The sequence below is a fragment of the Aquitalea pelogenes genome, from assembly GCF_041914625.1.
Lineage (GTDB): Bacteria > Pseudomonadota > Gammaproteobacteria > Burkholderiales > Chromobacteriaceae > Aquitalea > Aquitalea pelogenes.
In genome coordinates, this window is sequence record NZ_JAYSDA010000033.1 from 25,054 (window position 1) to 41,242 (window position 16,189).

General features: G+C 59.1%; 17 protein-coding genes. 13 read left to right on the forward strand and 4 right to left on the reverse strand.

Going from position 1 to position 16,189, the window contains the following annotated elements:
* Nucleotides 1–5: 5 nt before the first annotated feature.
* The 4 genes from ACE3SE_RS19595 (at nucleotide 6) to ACE3SE_RS19610 (ending at nucleotide 5,036) form a co-directional block, all read left to right on the forward strand.
* Nucleotides 6–1,127, forward strand: a complete 1,122-nt coding sequence (locus ACE3SE_RS19595; protein ID WP_374557648.1) for an acyltransferase family protein — start codon at nucleotides 6–8, stop codon at nucleotides 1,125–1,127.
* A 165-nt stretch (nucleotides 1,128–1,292) separates the two neighbouring features.
* Complete coding sequence (locus tag ACE3SE_RS19600; RefSeq protein ID WP_062790841.1) at nucleotides 1,293–2,456, forward strand: DegT/DnrJ/EryC1/StrS family aminotransferase; 1,164 nt, start codon at nucleotides 1,293–1,295, stop codon at nucleotides 2,454–2,456.
* Nucleotides 2,453–3,130: a sugar transferase gene (locus ACE3SE_RS19605; protein WP_131356069.1), complete on the forward strand. Its 678-nt coding sequence runs from the start codon at nucleotides 2,453–2,455 to the stop codon at nucleotides 3,128–3,130. The genes ACE3SE_RS19600 and ACE3SE_RS19605 overlap by 4 nt, the downstream gene beginning before the upstream one ends.
* Before the next feature lie 22 nt (nucleotides 3,131–3,152).
* Entirely contained in the window at nucleotides 3,153–5,036 is a 1,884-nt protein-coding gene (locus tag ACE3SE_RS19610; RefSeq protein WP_374557651.1) for a polysaccharide biosynthesis protein, read from the forward strand.
* Nucleotides 5,037–5,048: 12 nt separating this feature from the next.
* On the opposite strand, the gene ACE3SE_RS19615 is transcribed toward ACE3SE_RS19610, so the two are convergent.
* Nucleotides 5,049–6,197, reverse strand: a complete 1,149-nt coding sequence (locus tag ACE3SE_RS19615; RefSeq protein WP_374557653.1) for a GGDEF domain-containing protein — start codon at nucleotides 6,195–6,197, stop codon at nucleotides 5,049–5,051.
* A gap of 154 nt (nucleotides 6,198–6,351) precedes the next feature.
* On the opposite strand from ACE3SE_RS19615, the gene ACE3SE_RS19620 reads away from it, so the two are divergent.
* The 6 genes from ACE3SE_RS19620 to ACE3SE_RS19645 all read left to right on the forward strand — a co-directional run bounded on the left by ACE3SE_RS19620 (nucleotide 6,352) and on the right by ACE3SE_RS19645 (nucleotide 11,356).
* Nucleotides 6,352–7,263, forward strand: a complete 912-nt coding sequence (locus ACE3SE_RS19620; RefSeq protein ID WP_374557655.1) for a LysR family transcriptional regulator — start codon at nucleotides 6,352–6,354, stop codon at nucleotides 7,261–7,263.
* Nucleotides 7,264–7,443: 180 nt separating this feature from the next.
* Entirely contained in the window at nucleotides 7,444–8,202 is a 759-nt protein-coding gene (locus ACE3SE_RS19625) for a histidine phosphatase family protein (RefSeq protein ID WP_374557657.1), read from the forward strand.
* A gap of 207 nt (nucleotides 8,203–8,409) precedes the next feature.
* Complete coding sequence (aspA, locus tag ACE3SE_RS19630) at nucleotides 8,410–9,810, forward strand: aspartate ammonia-lyase (protein WP_045848853.1); 1,401 nt, start codon at nucleotides 8,410–8,412, stop codon at nucleotides 9,808–9,810.
* A gap of 138 nt (nucleotides 9,811–9,948) precedes the next feature.
* Nucleotides 9,949–10,305, forward strand: coding sequence for a hypothetical protein (locus ACE3SE_RS19635; protein ID WP_156157094.1), 357 nt, complete (start codon nucleotides 9,949–9,951; stop codon nucleotides 10,303–10,305).
* An 85-nt stretch (nucleotides 10,306–10,390) separates the two neighbouring features.
* Nucleotides 10,391–10,630: a DUF2164 domain-containing protein gene (locus ACE3SE_RS19640; RefSeq protein ID WP_045848861.1), complete on the forward strand. Its 240-nt coding sequence runs from the start codon at nucleotides 10,391–10,393 to the stop codon at nucleotides 10,628–10,630.
* Between the two features lie 126 nt (nucleotides 10,631–10,756).
* On the forward strand, nucleotides 10,757–11,356 hold the full coding sequence (locus ACE3SE_RS19645) for a YdcF family protein (protein WP_045848855.1): 600 nt from the start codon (nucleotides 10,757–10,759) through the stop codon (nucleotides 11,354–11,356).
* Between the two features lie 70 nt (nucleotides 11,357–11,426).
* On the opposite strand, the gene ACE3SE_RS19650 is transcribed toward ACE3SE_RS19645, so the two are convergent.
* Nucleotides 11,427–11,786 carry a YggL family protein gene (locus ACE3SE_RS19650; RefSeq protein ID WP_131356054.1) on the reverse strand — a complete coding sequence of 120 codons (360 nt, stop codon included), beginning with the start codon at nucleotides 11,784–11,786 and terminating at the stop codon, nucleotides 11,427–11,429.
* A gap of 81 nt (nucleotides 11,787–11,867) precedes the next feature.
* Complete coding sequence (gene ubiD, locus ACE3SE_RS19655; protein ID WP_374557660.1) at nucleotides 11,868–13,343, reverse strand: 4-hydroxy-3-polyprenylbenzoate decarboxylase; 1,476 nt, start codon at nucleotides 13,341–13,343, stop codon at nucleotides 11,868–11,870.
* A gap of 148 nt (nucleotides 13,344–13,491) precedes the next feature.
* Here ubiD and ACE3SE_RS19660 point away from each other — a divergent pair, with 148 nt between their 5' ends.
* On the forward strand, nucleotides 13,492–14,136 hold the full coding sequence (locus tag ACE3SE_RS19660) for an OmpW/AlkL family protein (RefSeq protein WP_131356048.1): 645 nt from the start codon (nucleotides 13,492–13,494) through the stop codon (nucleotides 14,134–14,136).
* 103 nt (nucleotides 14,137–14,239) lie between these two features.
* Entirely contained in the window at nucleotides 14,240–15,295 is a 1,056-nt protein-coding gene (locus ACE3SE_RS19665; protein ID WP_374557662.1) for a PLP-dependent cysteine synthase family protein, read from the forward strand.
* A 26-nt stretch (nucleotides 15,296–15,321) separates the two neighbouring features.
* On the opposite strand, the gene ACE3SE_RS19670 is transcribed toward ACE3SE_RS19665, so the two are convergent.
* Nucleotides 15,322–15,954, reverse strand: a complete 633-nt coding sequence (locus ACE3SE_RS19670) for a pyrimidine 5'-nucleotidase (protein ID WP_374557664.1) — start codon at nucleotides 15,952–15,954, stop codon at nucleotides 15,322–15,324.
* Nucleotides 15,955–15,992: 38 nt separating this feature from the next.
* On the opposite strand from ACE3SE_RS19670, the gene ACE3SE_RS19675 reads away from it, so the two are divergent.
* A partial coding sequence (locus ACE3SE_RS19675; RefSeq protein ID WP_374557666.1) for a hypothetical protein occupies nucleotides 15,993–16,189 on the forward strand: 197 nt, incomplete at its 3' end.

Here is a 16,189-nt window from a genome sequence, read left to right on the forward strand (position 1 = left end):
AGTGGATGAGTAGCAAGAAGCAGCATATCCGTTTTGATTTTGCCGATGGCCTGCGTGGCGTGGCCATCCTGTGTGTGATCCTGTTTCACTTTACCCAGACCTTCTGGCAGCATCGCGAGCGCATCAGCGACATCCTGAATATGGATCCGCTGGAAGGTTACGCCGGGGCATCTTTTGTATTGCCCTTCAATCTGGGCGCGGTAGGCGTGGGGCTGTTCCTGCTGATTTCCGGACTGCTGATTCCGCTGTCGCTCACCCGCATGGGTGGCTTGCGTTTTGCCGTGTCGCGGGTATTCCGCATCTACCCCACCTACTGGGCCGGACTGGCGGTGACACTGATTGCCTTGTGGATTGCCGCCTGGCTGGCGGATAACGACTTCGACATCACCCGGCGCGATGTCATCGGCCATGTCAGCATTGCCTTTCAGGACATGCTGGGTGGGCGCAATATCGATCCGGTGATGTGGACGCTGAAGGTGGAACTGTGGTTTTACGCCTTGCTGGGTACGGCGTTTGCGCTGACCGGCAAACGCATCAAGTGGGCCATCTGGCTGCTGCTGCCGTTGGTGGCCATGCTGTGCCGTGGCCCGGATGCGCAAGGCCTGCACGGCCAGCTGGCGCATTTCTGGGCCTATGACCAGTATTTCCTGTCCTCGGTGGTGTGTTATTTCCCGCTGATGTTTGCCGGGTGCTGGTGTTATTTCTACCTCACCGGCCAGGCCGGTGCCGTGGAAACCGTGCTGCATTTTGTCGGCCTCTTGGCCCTGTTTGTGTGGGTGACCAACTGGCCATCGCCCGAGCTGTACGGCAGCTACGCCATCGGCATCAGCCTGTTCGTGCTGGGCGTGCTGCGCCCGGCGCTGTGGAGCAGCCCGTGGCTGGCACGCGTGGCCGCGGTCAGCTATGCCTGGTATGTCTGTCATTCGAATGCGGGCTACGTGCTGATGGAAGTGCTGGCTATGTACAATCTGCCGTGGTGGCTGCTGGTGGCCGCCGCCACCGTGATGACCTGGTATCTGGCGCTGGCCATCAATCGCTGGGTGGAGCTGCCCACGCAGAAACTGGGCAAGCGTGCCGCCGATGCGCTGAAAGAGAAGCCGGCGACGGACAATTTGGCCCGCCAGTAAGAAAGAGCAGCTGAAAAAAACCTGCTGCTGCGGCGTGCCTTGCCCCAGGGCCGCTACGCTATTTTGTTAGCCGCTCCAAGCGCCGCTGACAAGACCGGATACGCGACTGGCAACCATGCGTCGGCTGCCAGCCATGAACAACGACGCCTATTGAAGATGACGAAAATGAGCGAACAGAAATTCCTGCCCTTTGCCCTGCCGGATATCGGTGAAGACGAAATCAATGAAGTGGTCGACGCCCTGCGTTCCGGCTGGGTGACCACCGGCCCCAAGACCAAGCAGTTCGAAGCCGACTTTGCTGCCTTCATCGGCGAAGGCGTGGAAGCGATTGCCGTAAACTCCGCTACTGCCGGCCTGCATCTGGCGCTGGAAGCCATCGGCATCCAGCCGGGTGATGAAGTGATTGTCCCCAGCTACACCTTTACTGCCACGGCCGAAGTGGTGCGCTATCTGGGCGCAGACCCGGTCGTGGTGGATGTGGACCCGGCCACTTTCAATATCAGCCCGGCTGCCATCCGTGCCGCCATCACCCCGAAAACCCGCGCCATCATGCCGGTACACTTTGCCGGCCTCGCGTGCGAGATGGACGAAATCATCGCCATCGCCCGCGAACATGGCCTGAAAGTGGTGGAAGACGCTGCGCACGCGCTGCCGACCACCTACAAGGGCAAGCTGGTGGGCACGCTGGATTCGGACGTCACCGTGTTCAGCTTCTACGCCAACAAAACCATGACCACCGGCGAAGGCGGCATGGTGGTATCGAAGAACAAGGACATCATTGCCCGCTGCAAGATCATGCGTCTGCATGGCATCAGCCGCGATGCCTTCGACCGCTACGTGTCCAAGACCCCGGCCTGGTACTACGAAGTGATTGCTCCCGGCTTCAAATACAATATGCCGGATACCGCCGCTGCCATGGGCATCCACCAGTTGAAGAAGATTGTCGCCTTCCGCGAAAAGCGCGAAGTCATGGCCCAGCGTTTCGACCGCGAACTGGCCGACCTGCCCTTGATCCTGCCGGCCCGCCCCGCCCATGCCGGGGATCGCCATGCCTGGCACCTCTACCCGGTACGCATCAAGCCGGAAGCCGGCATCAGCCGTGATGACTTTATCGTCCGCATGGCGGAAAAGGGCATTGGCTGCTCGGTACACTTCATTCCGCTGCATCGCCAGCCGGTATGGCGCGATGGCTACCAGCTGGACCGTGCTGCCTTCCCGGTGGCGGATGCCGCCTTCGAGGCCGAAGTTACCCTGCCGCTGTACACCCGCATGACCGAGGACGATCAGACCCGCGTGATTGCCGCCGTGCGTGAGATCCTGGGCGCATGAGTCAGCGCAAGCCGTTAGCGCCGGGTGAAGGCCCGGCCTTGTTACCGCCATGCTGTCGCCCGCCGGGTGCCGGGTCGGCACTGCTCAAGCGCCTGTTCGACCTGATTGCATCCAGCATCGGCCTGCTGCTGCTGGCCGGGCCGCTTTTGCTGGTTGCCTTGTGGATCAAGCTCGATTCCCCCGGTCCGGTGTTTTTCCGCCAGGTACGGGTAGGGCGGGGCGGCATGCTGTTTCGCATCCACAAATTCCGCACCATGCAGGTGAATACCGAAGTGCAGGGCCAGCTGACTGTGGGTGCCGACAGCCGTGTCACCGGTGCCGGGCGTTTTTTGCGCAAGAGCAAGCTGGATGAACTGCCGCAATTGCTGGACGTGCTGTTCGGCGACATGAGCCTGGTGGGCCCGCGCCCGGAAGTGCCCAAGTATGTGGCGCACTACCCGGACGAAGTGAAAGACATCGTGCTGTCGGTACGCCCCGGCATCACGGACTGGGCCTCCATCCGCATGATTGATGAAAACGAGATCCTGGGCCGCGCGGCGGACCCGGAACGCGCTTATATCGAACAGATCCTGCCGGAAAAACTGGGCTATTACGTGCGCTATGCGCAAACCCACAGCCTGCTGGAAGATATCCGCATCATCTTCGCCACCTTGCTGAAAATCGTGCTGCGCTGATGGCCGTGAAAGTCGATTCGACATGCTAGACAAATTGCTGACCTTTTCCCGTCACAACAAGATGGCCCTGCTGGCGCTGATGGATGCGCTGCTGCTGCCGCTGGCCCTGTGGAGCGCCGTGGTGCTGCGCCTGGGCGGCTACTGGGACCCGAAGCTCGACCCGTATCTGTGGATCTTCATCGTACCGCCGCTGTGGGTGATTCCCATCTTCGTCAAGCTGGGGCTGTACCGCGCGGTGCTGAAGTATCTGGACGACAAGATCGTCTACACCGTGTTCACCGGGGTGAGCCTGGCGGTGCTGGTGTTGACGGCGGTGATCGTGATGGCGCGCATTGCACCCTTCCCGCGCTCGTCCATCATCATCTTCTGGATGTTCGCCATGGCCTATATCGGCGGCAGCCGCTTCGTGCTGCGCGGCCTGGTGCGGCGGATCGATTCAGTGGATGCCCCGCGTGAACACGTCATCATCTATGGTGCCGGCCAGGCGGGTGTACAGCTGATGCTGGCCTTGCAGGCAGGCAAGGAATACCGGCCGATGGCCTTTGTCGATGACAATCCGGAAAGCTGGCGGCGTACCTATCGCGGCCTGACCGTACATGCGCCGGAAGATTTGCCGCTGCTGATCGAGGAAACCGCCGCCAGTTGCATCCTGCTGGCCATGCCCTCGGTCAGCCGTGGGCGTCAGCGCGAGATTCTGGAGTCGCTGGAACACCTGCGCATTCCCATCAAGCGTCTGCCAGGCATGGCTGACCTGGTATCGGGCGAAGCGCGGGTGGAAGAACTCAAGGAAGTGGAAATCGAAGACCTGCTGGGTCGCGACCCGGTGCCGCCGCGTCCCGAACTGCTGGCCCGCAACATCCAGGGCCGGGTGGTGATGGTGACCGGTGCCGGTGGTTCCATCGGTTCCGAACTGGTACGGCAGATTGCCCGCAACAATCCGGCGCGCATCGTGCTGTTTGAACTGACGGAATTTGCCCTCTACGCCATCGATCAGGAACTGTCGCAGCTGGCACCGGACATTCCGCGCACGCCCTTGCTGGGCTCGGTCACCGACTATGCCCGCCTGTGCCAGATCATGCGCAGCTTTGCCGTGGAAACGGTGTATCACGCCGCAGCGTACAAGCATGTGCCGATGGTGGAGCACAATCCGGTGGCCGGCATCGTCAACAATGCCTTTGGTACCGATACCACCGCACGTGCGGCAGAAGACTGCGGCGTGGACACCTTCGTGCTGATTTCCACCGACAAGGCGGTACGCCCCACCAATGTGATGGGTGCCACCAAGCGGCTGGCCGAACTCACCTTGCAGGGCCGTCACGCCCGCGGCAGCAACACCCGTTTTGTCATGGTGCGTTTTGGCAATGTGCTGGGCAGCTCCGGTTCGGTGGTGCCCCTGTTCAAGAAGCAGATCAAGGCTGGCGGGCCGGTGACGGTCACCCACCCGGACATCACCCGCTACTTCATGACCATTCCGGAAGCAGCCCAGCTGGTGATTCAGGCCGGGGCGATGGGCGAGGGCGGGGACGTGTTTGTACTGGACATGGGCGAACCGGTGAAAATTGCCGAACTGGCGCGGCGCATGGTGCATCTGTCCGGGCTGGAAGTGCGTGACGACAAGCATCCGGGCGGCGATATCGAAATCCGCTTCTCCGGGCTGCGGCCGGGTGAGAAGCTGTACGAAGAGCTGCTGATCGGCGACAACGTACTGCCCACCGATCACCCGCGCATCCTGCGGGCACAGGAATACCATCTGCCGGCAGAGGAGCTGCAACACTTCATGCAGCAGCTGGATGAGGCCTGCCGCGCGCTGGATGGCGCACAGGCATTTGCGCTGATGCAGCAGGTGGTGCACGAATTCCGCGCCGCTCCGGCAACCCAGGACTGGGTGGTACTGCAACAGGGATAAAACAAGGGCCACCTAGCGGCTGACCACCTGATTGCGCCCCAGCTGCTTGGCACGGTACATGCGCGCATCGGCCAGCTCCACCAGCTGGCGGCGCGCGTTGCACTTGTCCGCCAGGCGCTCGGCCAGGCCGATACTTGCCGTCAGCGGGCTGCCATCCGGCCGCTGGCCCAGACCCTGCTGGCGCAGCCGCTCCAGTGCAATCTCGGCCTGCACCCGGTCGGTATTGGGCATCAACAGCAAAAACTCCTCCCCGCCCCACCGCACCAGCACATCGCCACGGCGCATGTTCTGCTGGATTTGCTGCACCAGCAGCTTCAGGGTCTTGTCCCCTGCGGCATGGCCAAACACATCATTGATGCTTTTGAAGTGATCCATGTCGATGAAGGCAATGGCCAGCGGCAGCTGGTTTCTTTCCGCATTCACCAGTTGCAGTTCCAGCATTTCGATGCCGCTGCGGCGCGAGAAAGCCGTGGTCAGCGGGTCGCGGATGGTTTGTCCCACCAGCGCAATGATGAAGGCCAGCTGGCTGATGCCGGCCAGCGCCGATACCCCGGCCAGCAAGGACAGCAGCCAGAACTCCCCGCCAAACGAGAGCCAGCTGGCAACCGACCAGTCCATGACCCAGGCCAGCGCATAGGCCAGTAATACCGGCATGACAAAAGCGAGATTTTCCAGCAAAGTCAGCGGAAAAATGGCAAAAGCGGCCAGCAGCACAAAGGGCAAAAATGCATAGCCGGTGCCAATGGCGGCTGAAATACCCTCCAGATGATGCTGGGTCAGCAACAAGTGCGAACCGATGTAAAACAGCGTGGGAATGGCAAACAAGGTGGCCATCCCCTGGTAGGCCCGCAACAGACGGCCATCATGCGGACACCACATCACCAGGGCGGCAAAGGCCACGGTGGCCAGCAGGCGCATGGTGACCAGCCGTTCCCACAGCGCGGCAGGCAAGGTCAGCACGTCCACCACAATCCACAAGGGCGTGAGCAGGGCAAACAACAAGGCAAACAAGCGCACGCGATTGATCAGCATCAGCGCGCGGCGCTGTTGCAGCAAGGGCATGTGTTGATGGGGGCTGAGCAGCCAGCCGGTTTCGTTGCTGGCAATTTCACCGGGCAACAGGCCCAGCACGCCACGCCAGATAGTGTGTGTGATTCTCATTGTCAGACAATTTTCGGTTTTGCAGCATTGTAGGGGCAATGCGCAGTACAACCTTGTAAAATATCAAATTCAGCCTGAATTGACCGGGAATTGTCTGATTAGTTGGCTGATTTAATAAAACAAATCATGTCATGCAATAGGGGAGAGTCGGTCAATGGAAACCCGCTGGCTGGAAGATTTTCTGGTGCTGGCCGATACCGGCAGCTTTACCCGTTCTGCCGAAATCCGCCATCTGACGCAACCGGCCTTTTCCCGGCGTATCAAGTCGTTGGAAAGCTGGTTCGGCGCCGACCTGATCGACCGCACCACCTATCCCACCCGACTGACGGCGGCAGGCGAGTTGCTGCGCGAACAGGCGGTACAGATGCTGGCGCAAATCAACAGCACCCGCGCCCAGTTGCGCGGGCTGCAACCCTTGCCTGCCGGCACGCTGAGCCTGGCCGTACCGCATACCCTGTCGTTTTCCTTCTTTCCCAAATGGCTGACCCGCATGGAGCAGGGTTTTGGCCCGTTGTCCTGCCGCCTGCAGGCCAGCAATGTGCACGATGCCTTGCTGGCCTTCGTGGAGGGCGGTTGCGATCTGCTGATGTGTTATCACCACCCCAAACAGCCGGTGGATTTTAGCGATCCGCGCTACAGCGGCCTGCGGCTGGGGGTGGAAACCCTGCGGCCCTATGTGCGCAGCAATCCCGACCACACGCCACGTTACGCGCTGCCGGGCACATCCGCACAGCCACTGCCTTTTCTGGGCTATGCCAGCAACGCCTACTTCCGCCTGATGACCGACCTGATCCTGGAAGCGGCGCCTGAACCCACCTTTCTGTCGCTGCGCTACGAAACCGACATGGCCGAGGGACTGAAAAACATGGTGCTGGAAGGGCATGGCGTGGCGTTTTTGCCAACCAGCTCGGTACAGCGTGAAGTGCGCTCCCGTCAGCTGGTATTGGCCGCCCCCAGTGGCTGGAGCGTGGACATGGAAGTGCGCCTGTACCGCGACACCAAGCGCAGCCGCCCCGAGCTGGATGCCTTCTGGGACTATCTGGCCAGCAGCGCACAGCCGGTGTAGTCATCTGCAAGCGCGCAGCGCCTGAGCCAGGCGGAATGTTCCGACGGCAAAGCCCTCCATAGGGGTAGGTGCGTGGTGTTTCGGAGTAAACCGCATGACATTTCGGCACTTGCCTGCTGGCACGGTATACGCGATTACCTAACATCTGCAGCGTCCTGTAACCGTGCCCAGGGGAATGAAATGAAATTCATGTCATGGCTGGTTTGCTGTGTGAGCCTGCTGCTTTGCCATCTGGCAATCGCTGCGAATGAGCCGGTGGTAGACATCTATTTGTTGCGCCACGGCAAAACCATGTTCAATACCACCAATCAGGTACAGGGCTGGTCTGATACCCCGTTGACTGCTGCCGGCGTGGCAGGCGCACAGGCAGCCGGTCGTGGTCTGGCATCCATTCCCTTCATTGCCGTGCATAGCAGCGACCTCGGGCGCGCACGCAGCACTGCCCGCATCGTGCTGGCGCAGGGGCGGCAGCAGCCACTGCCGGTACAGGAAGACGAGCGCCTGCGGGAGTGGAATTACGGCAGCTTCGAGGGCCGGCCGGATGCCGAAATGTGGACGCCATTATTTGCAAGGCAGGGCATGCAGTTTGATCCGCAGTGGGGAAACTGGCCGGAATTCACCAGCAAGATGAGCGACAGCGCCATTGCCCAGGCCATCCATGACGCCGATCCGCGCGGCTGGGCGGAAACCTACCCGCAAATCACCACCCGGTTGCGTGCGGCCATGCAGGATATCGTGGACAAGGCCATGGTGGCCGGCGGCGGTAATGTCCTGGTGGTCAGCCATGGCGGCGCCATTCTCACCATTCTGGAAGTTTTGCTGCCAGGGCAGGCCAAGCACAGCGATATCCCCAATAGCAGCATTACCGTGCTGCGTTATCAGCATGGCCAGTACCATTTGCTCAAGGTGGGTGATGTCAGTTACCAGCGCCAACCCTGACCGGTTTGCTCCCAGGCACTGCTGTAGCGGCATGGCAGCGAGGGGCTTGTCGTGCTGACAGCCGGCATTCTCATCCCTTGTTTCGCATGGTTATGCAAAATTTGCATGATGTGATTGCGAATCGGAATTGGCCAATCCCCCCGTTGCCAGCCTACAGTCTGCCCCCATCGCTCCGTATTGACGGAGACCACCAACAAAGGCTGCTGCATGTCCACACGTATCGAACACGACCTGCTTGGCGATCGCGCCGTTCCGGCTGACGCCTACTGGGGTGTCCACACCCTGCGTGCCGTGGAAAACTTCCCCATTACTGGCCAGACCATTGCCAGCTATGGCGACCTGATTGTCGCCCTGGCGCAAATCAAGAAAGCGGCAGCCCTGGCCAACCGCGATCTGGGCCTGCTGGACGAAGTGCGTACCCGTGCCATCGTGGCGGCTTGTGAAGAGCTGGTGGAAGGCAAGCTGCATGATCAGTTTGTGGTGGATGTGATTCAGGGTGGGGCCGGTACTTCCACCAACATGAATGCCAACGAAGTCATTGCCAATCGCGCGCTGGAAATCCTGGGCCATGGCAAGGGCGAGTACGACAAGCTGCACCCCAACGAGCACGTCAACATGGGCCAGAGCACAAACGACGTGTACCCCACCGCCTTGCGCCTGGCCACCTACTGGGGTGTGCTGCGTCTGCAACGCACCATGTTCGTGCTGCGCGAAGCCTTTGCGGCCAAGGCGGAAGAATTCAAGAACATCCTGAAAATGGGCCGTACCCAATTGCAGGATGCCGTACCGATGACGCTGGGTCAGGAGTTCCAGACCTACGCCGTGATGCTGGGTGAAGACGAACAACGCCTGAGCGAAGCGCGTGCGCTGATGCTGGAAATCAATCTGGGTGCTACCGCCATCGGCACCGGCATTACCGCCCATCCGGACTATGCCCGGCTGGTGTGCCTGCATCTGTCGGAACTGACCGGCCTCAAGCTGATGACGGCTCCCAACCTGATCGAAGCCACCCAGGATTGCGGCGCTTTCGTCCAGCTCTCCGGCGTGCTCAAGCGCGTGGCGGTCAAACTGTCCAAAACCTGCAATGACTTGCGCCTGCTGTCCTCCGGCCCGCGTGCCGGTATTGGCGACATCAATCTGCCTGCGCGTCAGGCCGGTTCGTCCATCATGCCGGGCAAGGTCAATCCGGTGATTCCGGAAGTGGTCAACCAGGTGGCGTTTGAAGTGATCGGCAACGACATGACCATCACCATGGCGGCAGAAGGGGGCCAGTTGCAGCTGAATGCCTTCGAGCCGGTCATCGCCTACAGCATGTTCCGCAGCGTGCGCCATCTGGCCAATGCCTGCAGCACGCTGACCGAGCACTGCGTGAAGGGCATTACCGCCAATGAGGCCAAGCTGCGTGCTGATGTGCTGAACTCCATCGGCCTGGTGACCGCACTCAACCCCATTATCGGCTACGCCGCCGCCACCGCTGTGGCTGCCGAGGCACATGCCACCGGTGGCAGTGTCTACGATATCGTGCTGGAACGCGGGCTGATGCAGCGCGCCCAGCTGGACGAAGCCCTGCTGCCCGAAGCATTGACCCAGCCGCGCTGGCTGTCTTAACGGTGTTCTGCTGTCGGTACTTGTCCGGTACCGACTTTCCTGTGTTGGCCGGGTAAATACCCGGCCATTTTTTTTACTGCTTGTCTCGCAGCGGCTGGCGATGTATAAATTATTGTGCAGTGCACAATGGAGTTCATCATGATACAAGCCCTGATCTGGTGGCTGGAAGTCAGTCCGCGCTGGCTGGCCTGCCTGACGGCACATGGCCGCAGTCAGCAAGAAGTCCTGCGCGCTGGCTTCTTCCATTCCGGCCGGGTGCTTAGCAGCCCGGCCCCTGCCAGTGACAAACTGGCCCGGCTGGCCCGGCGTGCCACCGCCGATACCATCACCTTGTTGCACGACAATGGCCAGCTTCAGTTACAACTGGGTCAGGAGCCGCTGCCACCGCTGCTGGCCGACTGTGCCTGCTACCGTTCCGGCCAGCATTTGCAGCAGCAAGGTGGCAGGCTCTGCCTGCAAGGCCTGGTCGAACTGGGTCGCATCCTCTTGCGCTGAAATTGAGTCAAGGGCGTAGAACAATTGCTTTGCAGCCATCTTCCTGCAAGGCACAATGCGGGGCCTGCAACCCGGGATTCACCCCATGACCGCGCACGTCACGCTCAGCCCGCAACAATTGCAACAACTGGCACCTGCCCTGCAGTCTTATTTGTCCAGCCAGTTGCAACTTGAAATCGGCAGTTTTGATGCCCAGTTCCTGCTGGAATTTGTCGCCCAGCAGATTGGCCGCGATATCTATAATCAGGCATTGGCCGACGCCCAGCTGGCGCTGAGTCAGCGCATGGAGTCACTACAGGCCGCCATCTGGGAGCTGGAAAAGTAAGCAGCAGGGCGGTTCTTACCACGTTCTTCCGGCGTAGCATGACCATGCTCTCTGACGCCAACGGCTGCCATCCGCAGGACAACGGGGTTACAATCAGGTTTTATTTTCCGCTGCCGCCATTGCTTCATGCTTTATTTGCGTCTGATGCTCAAAGGTTTTCTGCTGGCCGTGCTGTTGGTGCTGCTCGGCTTTGGCTATATGGCCTGGGGCATCGCACGTTATGCAGACCAGCCCGCCACCGAACCGGCCGATGCCGCCCTGGTGCTGGGCGCGGCGGCCTGGGGCAGCAAACCCTCGCCGGTGCTGCGTGAACGCATCAACCATGCAGTGACGCTGTACAAGCAGGGCAGGGTGCGCTGGATTGTGTTTACCGGCGGCACGCCGGAGCCCGGTTATCCCACCGAGGCCGATGTCGGTCGCGAATTTGCCTTGCGTCAGGGCGTGCCGATGACAGCCATGCTGGCGGAAAACGAATCGCGCACCACCTGGCAGAATCTGGAAAACGCCCACAAGCTGGCATCGCCCTTTGGCATCCGCTCATTCTTGCTGGTGAGCGACCCCCTGCACATGCGCCGTGCCGTGCTGATGGCCCATGATCTGGGCATGGCCGCCGCACCGGCACCGACCGAATCCAGCCGCTATGTCAGCTGGAGCAACAAGGTGAAATTCCTGGCACGGGAAACCTGGCTGTATGTGGGGTACCGGGTATTCCGCAAGCTGTCCTGACTTTGTCTTCAATGATATGCAGACGTAAAAAAACCGGCACCAGGCCGGTTTTTTGTATGGCACAGTGTGCTTACACCGTGTGCCACAGGTCGATCAGCTCGCCAGCTTCCACATTGGATACTTCACTGCGTGCTTGCAGCCAGGCAACCAGCTTGGCGCGGATTTCTTCGGTAATGGCAACTTCGCCCACTGGGAATACCACGCCTTCCAGTCTTTCATTACCATCAAAATGACCACCGAAGCTGATGGCGGCTTCATCAATGCAGTTCAGCCAGTCGTCCAGCAGGGCATCTGCATCCACACCTGCGGCAATGGTGGCGATCAGGTGAAAACCCAGCTCGCGGTATTCGCCCACACGCATTTTCTTGCGCTGGCGATGGTTCAGGCGCTTCAGGCGCTGGGCGGAATTGGGGTTGTGCAGATCAGACATGTTGACTCCAGTAACTAAATGACGCGGCGATGATAACAGGCATTCCCGGCTGACAGTAAGCAAGCCGGGATGACCGTCCATTTAAAGTCCCAGTTGCGCCCATAAAACATCAATCTTCTGCTTGATGCTGTCATCCATCACGATGGGCACACCCCATTCGCGACTGGTTTCGCCAGGCATCTTGTTGGTGGCATCCAGTCCCATCTTGCCGCCAAGGCCGGATACCGGGCTGGCGAAGTCCAGATAGTCGATCGGCGTGTGTTCGATCAGCGTAGTGTCGCGTACCGGGTCCATGCGGGTGGTGATTGCCCACATCACTTCCTTCCAGTCGCGGCAGTCCACATCGTCATCCACCACGATGATGAACTTGGTGTACATGAACTGGCGCAAGAAGCTCCAGCAACCCATCATCACGCGCTTGGCATGGCCGGGATATTGTTTCTTGATACTGATGACCGCCATGCGATAGCTGCAGCCTTCCGGCGGCAAGTAGAAATCGACAATTTCCGGAAACTGCTTTTGCAGGATGGGCACGAATACTTCATTCAGTGCCACACCCAGCACGGCCGGTTCATCCGGTGGTTTGCCGGTATAGGTGCTGTGATAGATGGGGTTTTCGCGCATGGTGATGCGGTCGATGGTAAATACCGGGAAGTAGTCCTGCTCATTGTAATAACCGGTATGGTCGCCATACGGGCCTTCCAGCGCCATGTCATCGGGATGAATATGGCCTTCCAGTACAATCTCGGCCCGTGCCGGCACTTGCAGGTCAGAGCCGATGCACTTCACCAGCTCGGTACGGCTGCCGCGCAGCAAGCCGGCAAACTGGTATTCGGACAAGGTATCCGGCACCGGGGTGACTGCGCCCAGAATGGTCGCCGGGTCGCAGCCCAGCACCACGGCCACCGGGTAGGGCTTGTCCGGGTTCTGCTGGCGGAACTCGCGGTAATCCAGCGCACCGCCACGATGCGCCAGCCAGCGCATGATGACGCGGTTTTTGCCGATCACCTGCTGGCGGTAGATGCCCAGGTTCTGTCGCTTCTTGTTCGGGCCGCGGGTTACCGTCAGGCCCCAGGTAATCAGCGGTGCCACATCGCCCGGCCAGCAATGCTGGATGGGCAGGCGCGACAGATCAACCTCGTCACCCTCCCACACAATCTGCTGGCAAGGCGCCTTGCTGACCACCTTGGGTGCCATGGACAACACCTGCTTGAGCAAGGGCAGCTTGTCCCAGGCTTCACGCAGCCCCTTTGGCGGTTCCGGCTCTTTCAGATAAGCCAACGTCTTGCCGATTTCTCGCAACTGAATGACGTCACTGGCACCCATGCCCATGGCAACACGCTTCGGTGTACCAAACAGATTGGCCAGTACCGGAATCGAATAGGACTGCGTATCGTGCCGGGGTTGCGTGAACAGCAGGGCCGGGCCACCGGCTTTCAGCACCCGGTCGCCGATTTCGGTCATTTCCAGATGTGGCGATACCGGTACATCGATTCTTTTCAATTCGCCTTGCTGTTCCAGTTGAGCAACAAAGTCCCGCAGGTCGGCATATTTCATGACTGTTTCATGATCTTAAGCAAAGTTTTGACCGGAAGGTTTGGATAACCTCCGCTATGAACGTCGCAAGCTACTGCCGGCCTATTAGAAAGTCAATTACGGTAGAAGCCCAAGACCGTGAACTTGCCTACACTCTTGGAGAATACAAATGAAAAAGCTTGCTCTGGCTGCGGCCATCGGTCTGATTTCCGCTAGCGCCTTCGCCGCTCAAGGCGACATCATCGCGCGTTTCCGCGTGATCAACGTGAATCCGTCCTCTTCCTGGAGCAACGCTGCTCTGGGTAATTCCCTGGGCCTGAAAAGTGTCGACGCAAAAGACGACACCGTTCCGGAACTGGACTTCACCTACATGATCACCAACAACATCGGCGCTGAGCTGATCCTGGGTACCAGCCGTCACGAAGTGACCGCTAACGCCGGTACTGGTGACCAGAGCCTGGGCAAGGTATCCACCCTGCCGCCGACCCTGACCGTGCAATACCACTTCTCCCCGGATAGCAGCGTATTCCGTCCGTACGTAGGTGCTGGTATCAACTACACCCGTTTCTACAATACCGGTCTGAATGCTGCCAACCTGGGCGTGAATGCTGATCTGAAAGTGAAGAAGAACAGCTACGGTCCGGCCCTGCAAATCGGTGCTGACTTCCCGATCAGCAAGAGCTTCTTCGTCAACGTTGACGTGAAAAAGATCTGGATGAAGACCGACGTGAGCCTGGCTTCCAACGGCACTCAAGTTGGCACCCTGAAGATCGACCCGCTGGTTGTTGGTCTGGGTATCGGTACCAAGTTCTAAGCAACTTGTTTTGCCGCAAGCAAGCGCCTCCTTGTGGAGGCGCTTTTTTTATTTCCGTGCAATAGAATAATGTATTCTAAATTTATGCATTCAGGAGATAAAAATGGGCAATTGGGCCAGCACAGCCATCCGCAAGATCGAAGCAGATTTCAACCGTTCCAGCGACACACACCTGATACCACTGCAAATTCCTGCCTTGCCGCAGATCCAGTTGTATTTCAAGGATGAATCCACCCACCCAACCGGCAGCCTGAAGCACCGCCTGGCGCGTTCGCTCTTCCTGTATGGCCTGTGCAATGGCTGGATACGCTACAACACCACCATCATCGAAGCATCCAGTGGCAGCACCGCTGTTTCGGAAGCCTACTTTGCACGCTTGCTGGGCCTGCCCTTCATCGCGGTCATGCCACGCGGCACGTCAGCAGAAAAAATCCGTTCTATCGAGTTTTATGGTGGGCGTTGCCATCTGGTGGATGACCCAGCCACCATCTATGAAGAATCCCGTCGCCTGGCACAAGAACTGAATGGCCACTACATGGACCAGTTCACCTATGCCGAACGTGCAACAGACTGGCGTGGTAACAATAATATTGCCGATACTATCTTCAAGCAGATGGAGCTGGAACCGAACCCGGTGCCGGAATGGATTGTCTGTGGTGCAGGAACCGGCGGCACATCAGCAACCTTTGGTCGCTATGTGCGCTATCAGAAACTGTCGACGCAGATCTGCGTTGTCGACCCGGAAAACTCGGTGTTCTACGACAGCTATTACAGTGGTAACGCAGACTGCCGCTGCGAAGGTGGTTCCGGCGTGGAGGGCATCGGTCGTCCGCGGGTCGAACCATCTTTCATCCCCACCGTTATCGATAAAGTAGTCCGCGTACCCAATGTGGCCAGCTATGCTGCCATTCATTTCCTGGAAGAAGTGATGGGGCGCAAGTGTGGTGGTTCTACCGGCACCAATCTGTTCGGTGTGTGTGAACTGGTCAGCGACATGGTACGTAATGGCCGGCACGGCTCGGTGGTCACGCTGATCTGCGACGATGGCAACCGCTACCTCAACAGCTACTACAACCCGCAGTGGCTGGAAGATAACGGTCACCACATCGCATCCTGGGTGGAGCGCTATCGTCGCTTCTTCTTTGAAGGTCGCTGGTAAGCCAGTAAGGATTGCTGCGGCAATGGCTACCAGCGTTGCCGCAGTAGCTGGCTCAGTTTGTTGACACGCACATCGACAAAAGCCGGTTTGCGGCTCTGGCGGCTGATCCACACCGTACGCATCCCCAGGGATTTTGCTGCGTACAGATTGGGTAGAGAATCCTCCACCATGATGCAGTGTGCCGGATCAAGCCGCTCGGCCTGCAGCATAGAGCGAAAGCCACGCCGGTCAGGCTTTGGGTGGAAGTGCATTTTTTCCATGCCATAGCAGGCTGCAAACTGGTGGTGTATGCCCATTTTATCCAGCAGCCCCTCTATATAGTGTTGCGGTCCGTTGGACAGCACAATCTTGCGGCCAGGCAGTGCTTTCAGGGTGGCTGCCAGTGATGGTTCCCATACCAGCCAGCGATACAGCTCATCCAGCACGTGGGTCTCCTGCAGGAAATGTCCGGCATCTACAGCGTGGTGACGCATCAGTCCCTGCAGGGTGGCACCATAACGATGCCAGTAGTGCAGTCTCAACTGCCGGGCCTCCTCCGTCGACATATCCAGATGCCGCTCCATGTACAGGTTCATCATGCGACTGATATGGGCAAAGATACCCAGGCTAGCCTGATGCAGCGTGTCGTCGAGATCAAAAATCCAGGTGGGAGCAGACATGATGGCGGCTAGGGCAAGGTTAGGAAGCCGCCATTATCATGAGCAAAAGCCAGGACGGCCATATCTTGTACCATGCTCTTTCGCGCGTGAGATTGGTTGTTTTGTTTAAAATCAATGACTTGAATTTTCAATTTGCAAATATTACAGATTTCTTCGCACAAAGTGTTGACGAGGGTAGGTCAGGGCGGTATAGTTCGCCTCCTCAGCAGACAACGCAGCGACGGAAACGAAACGC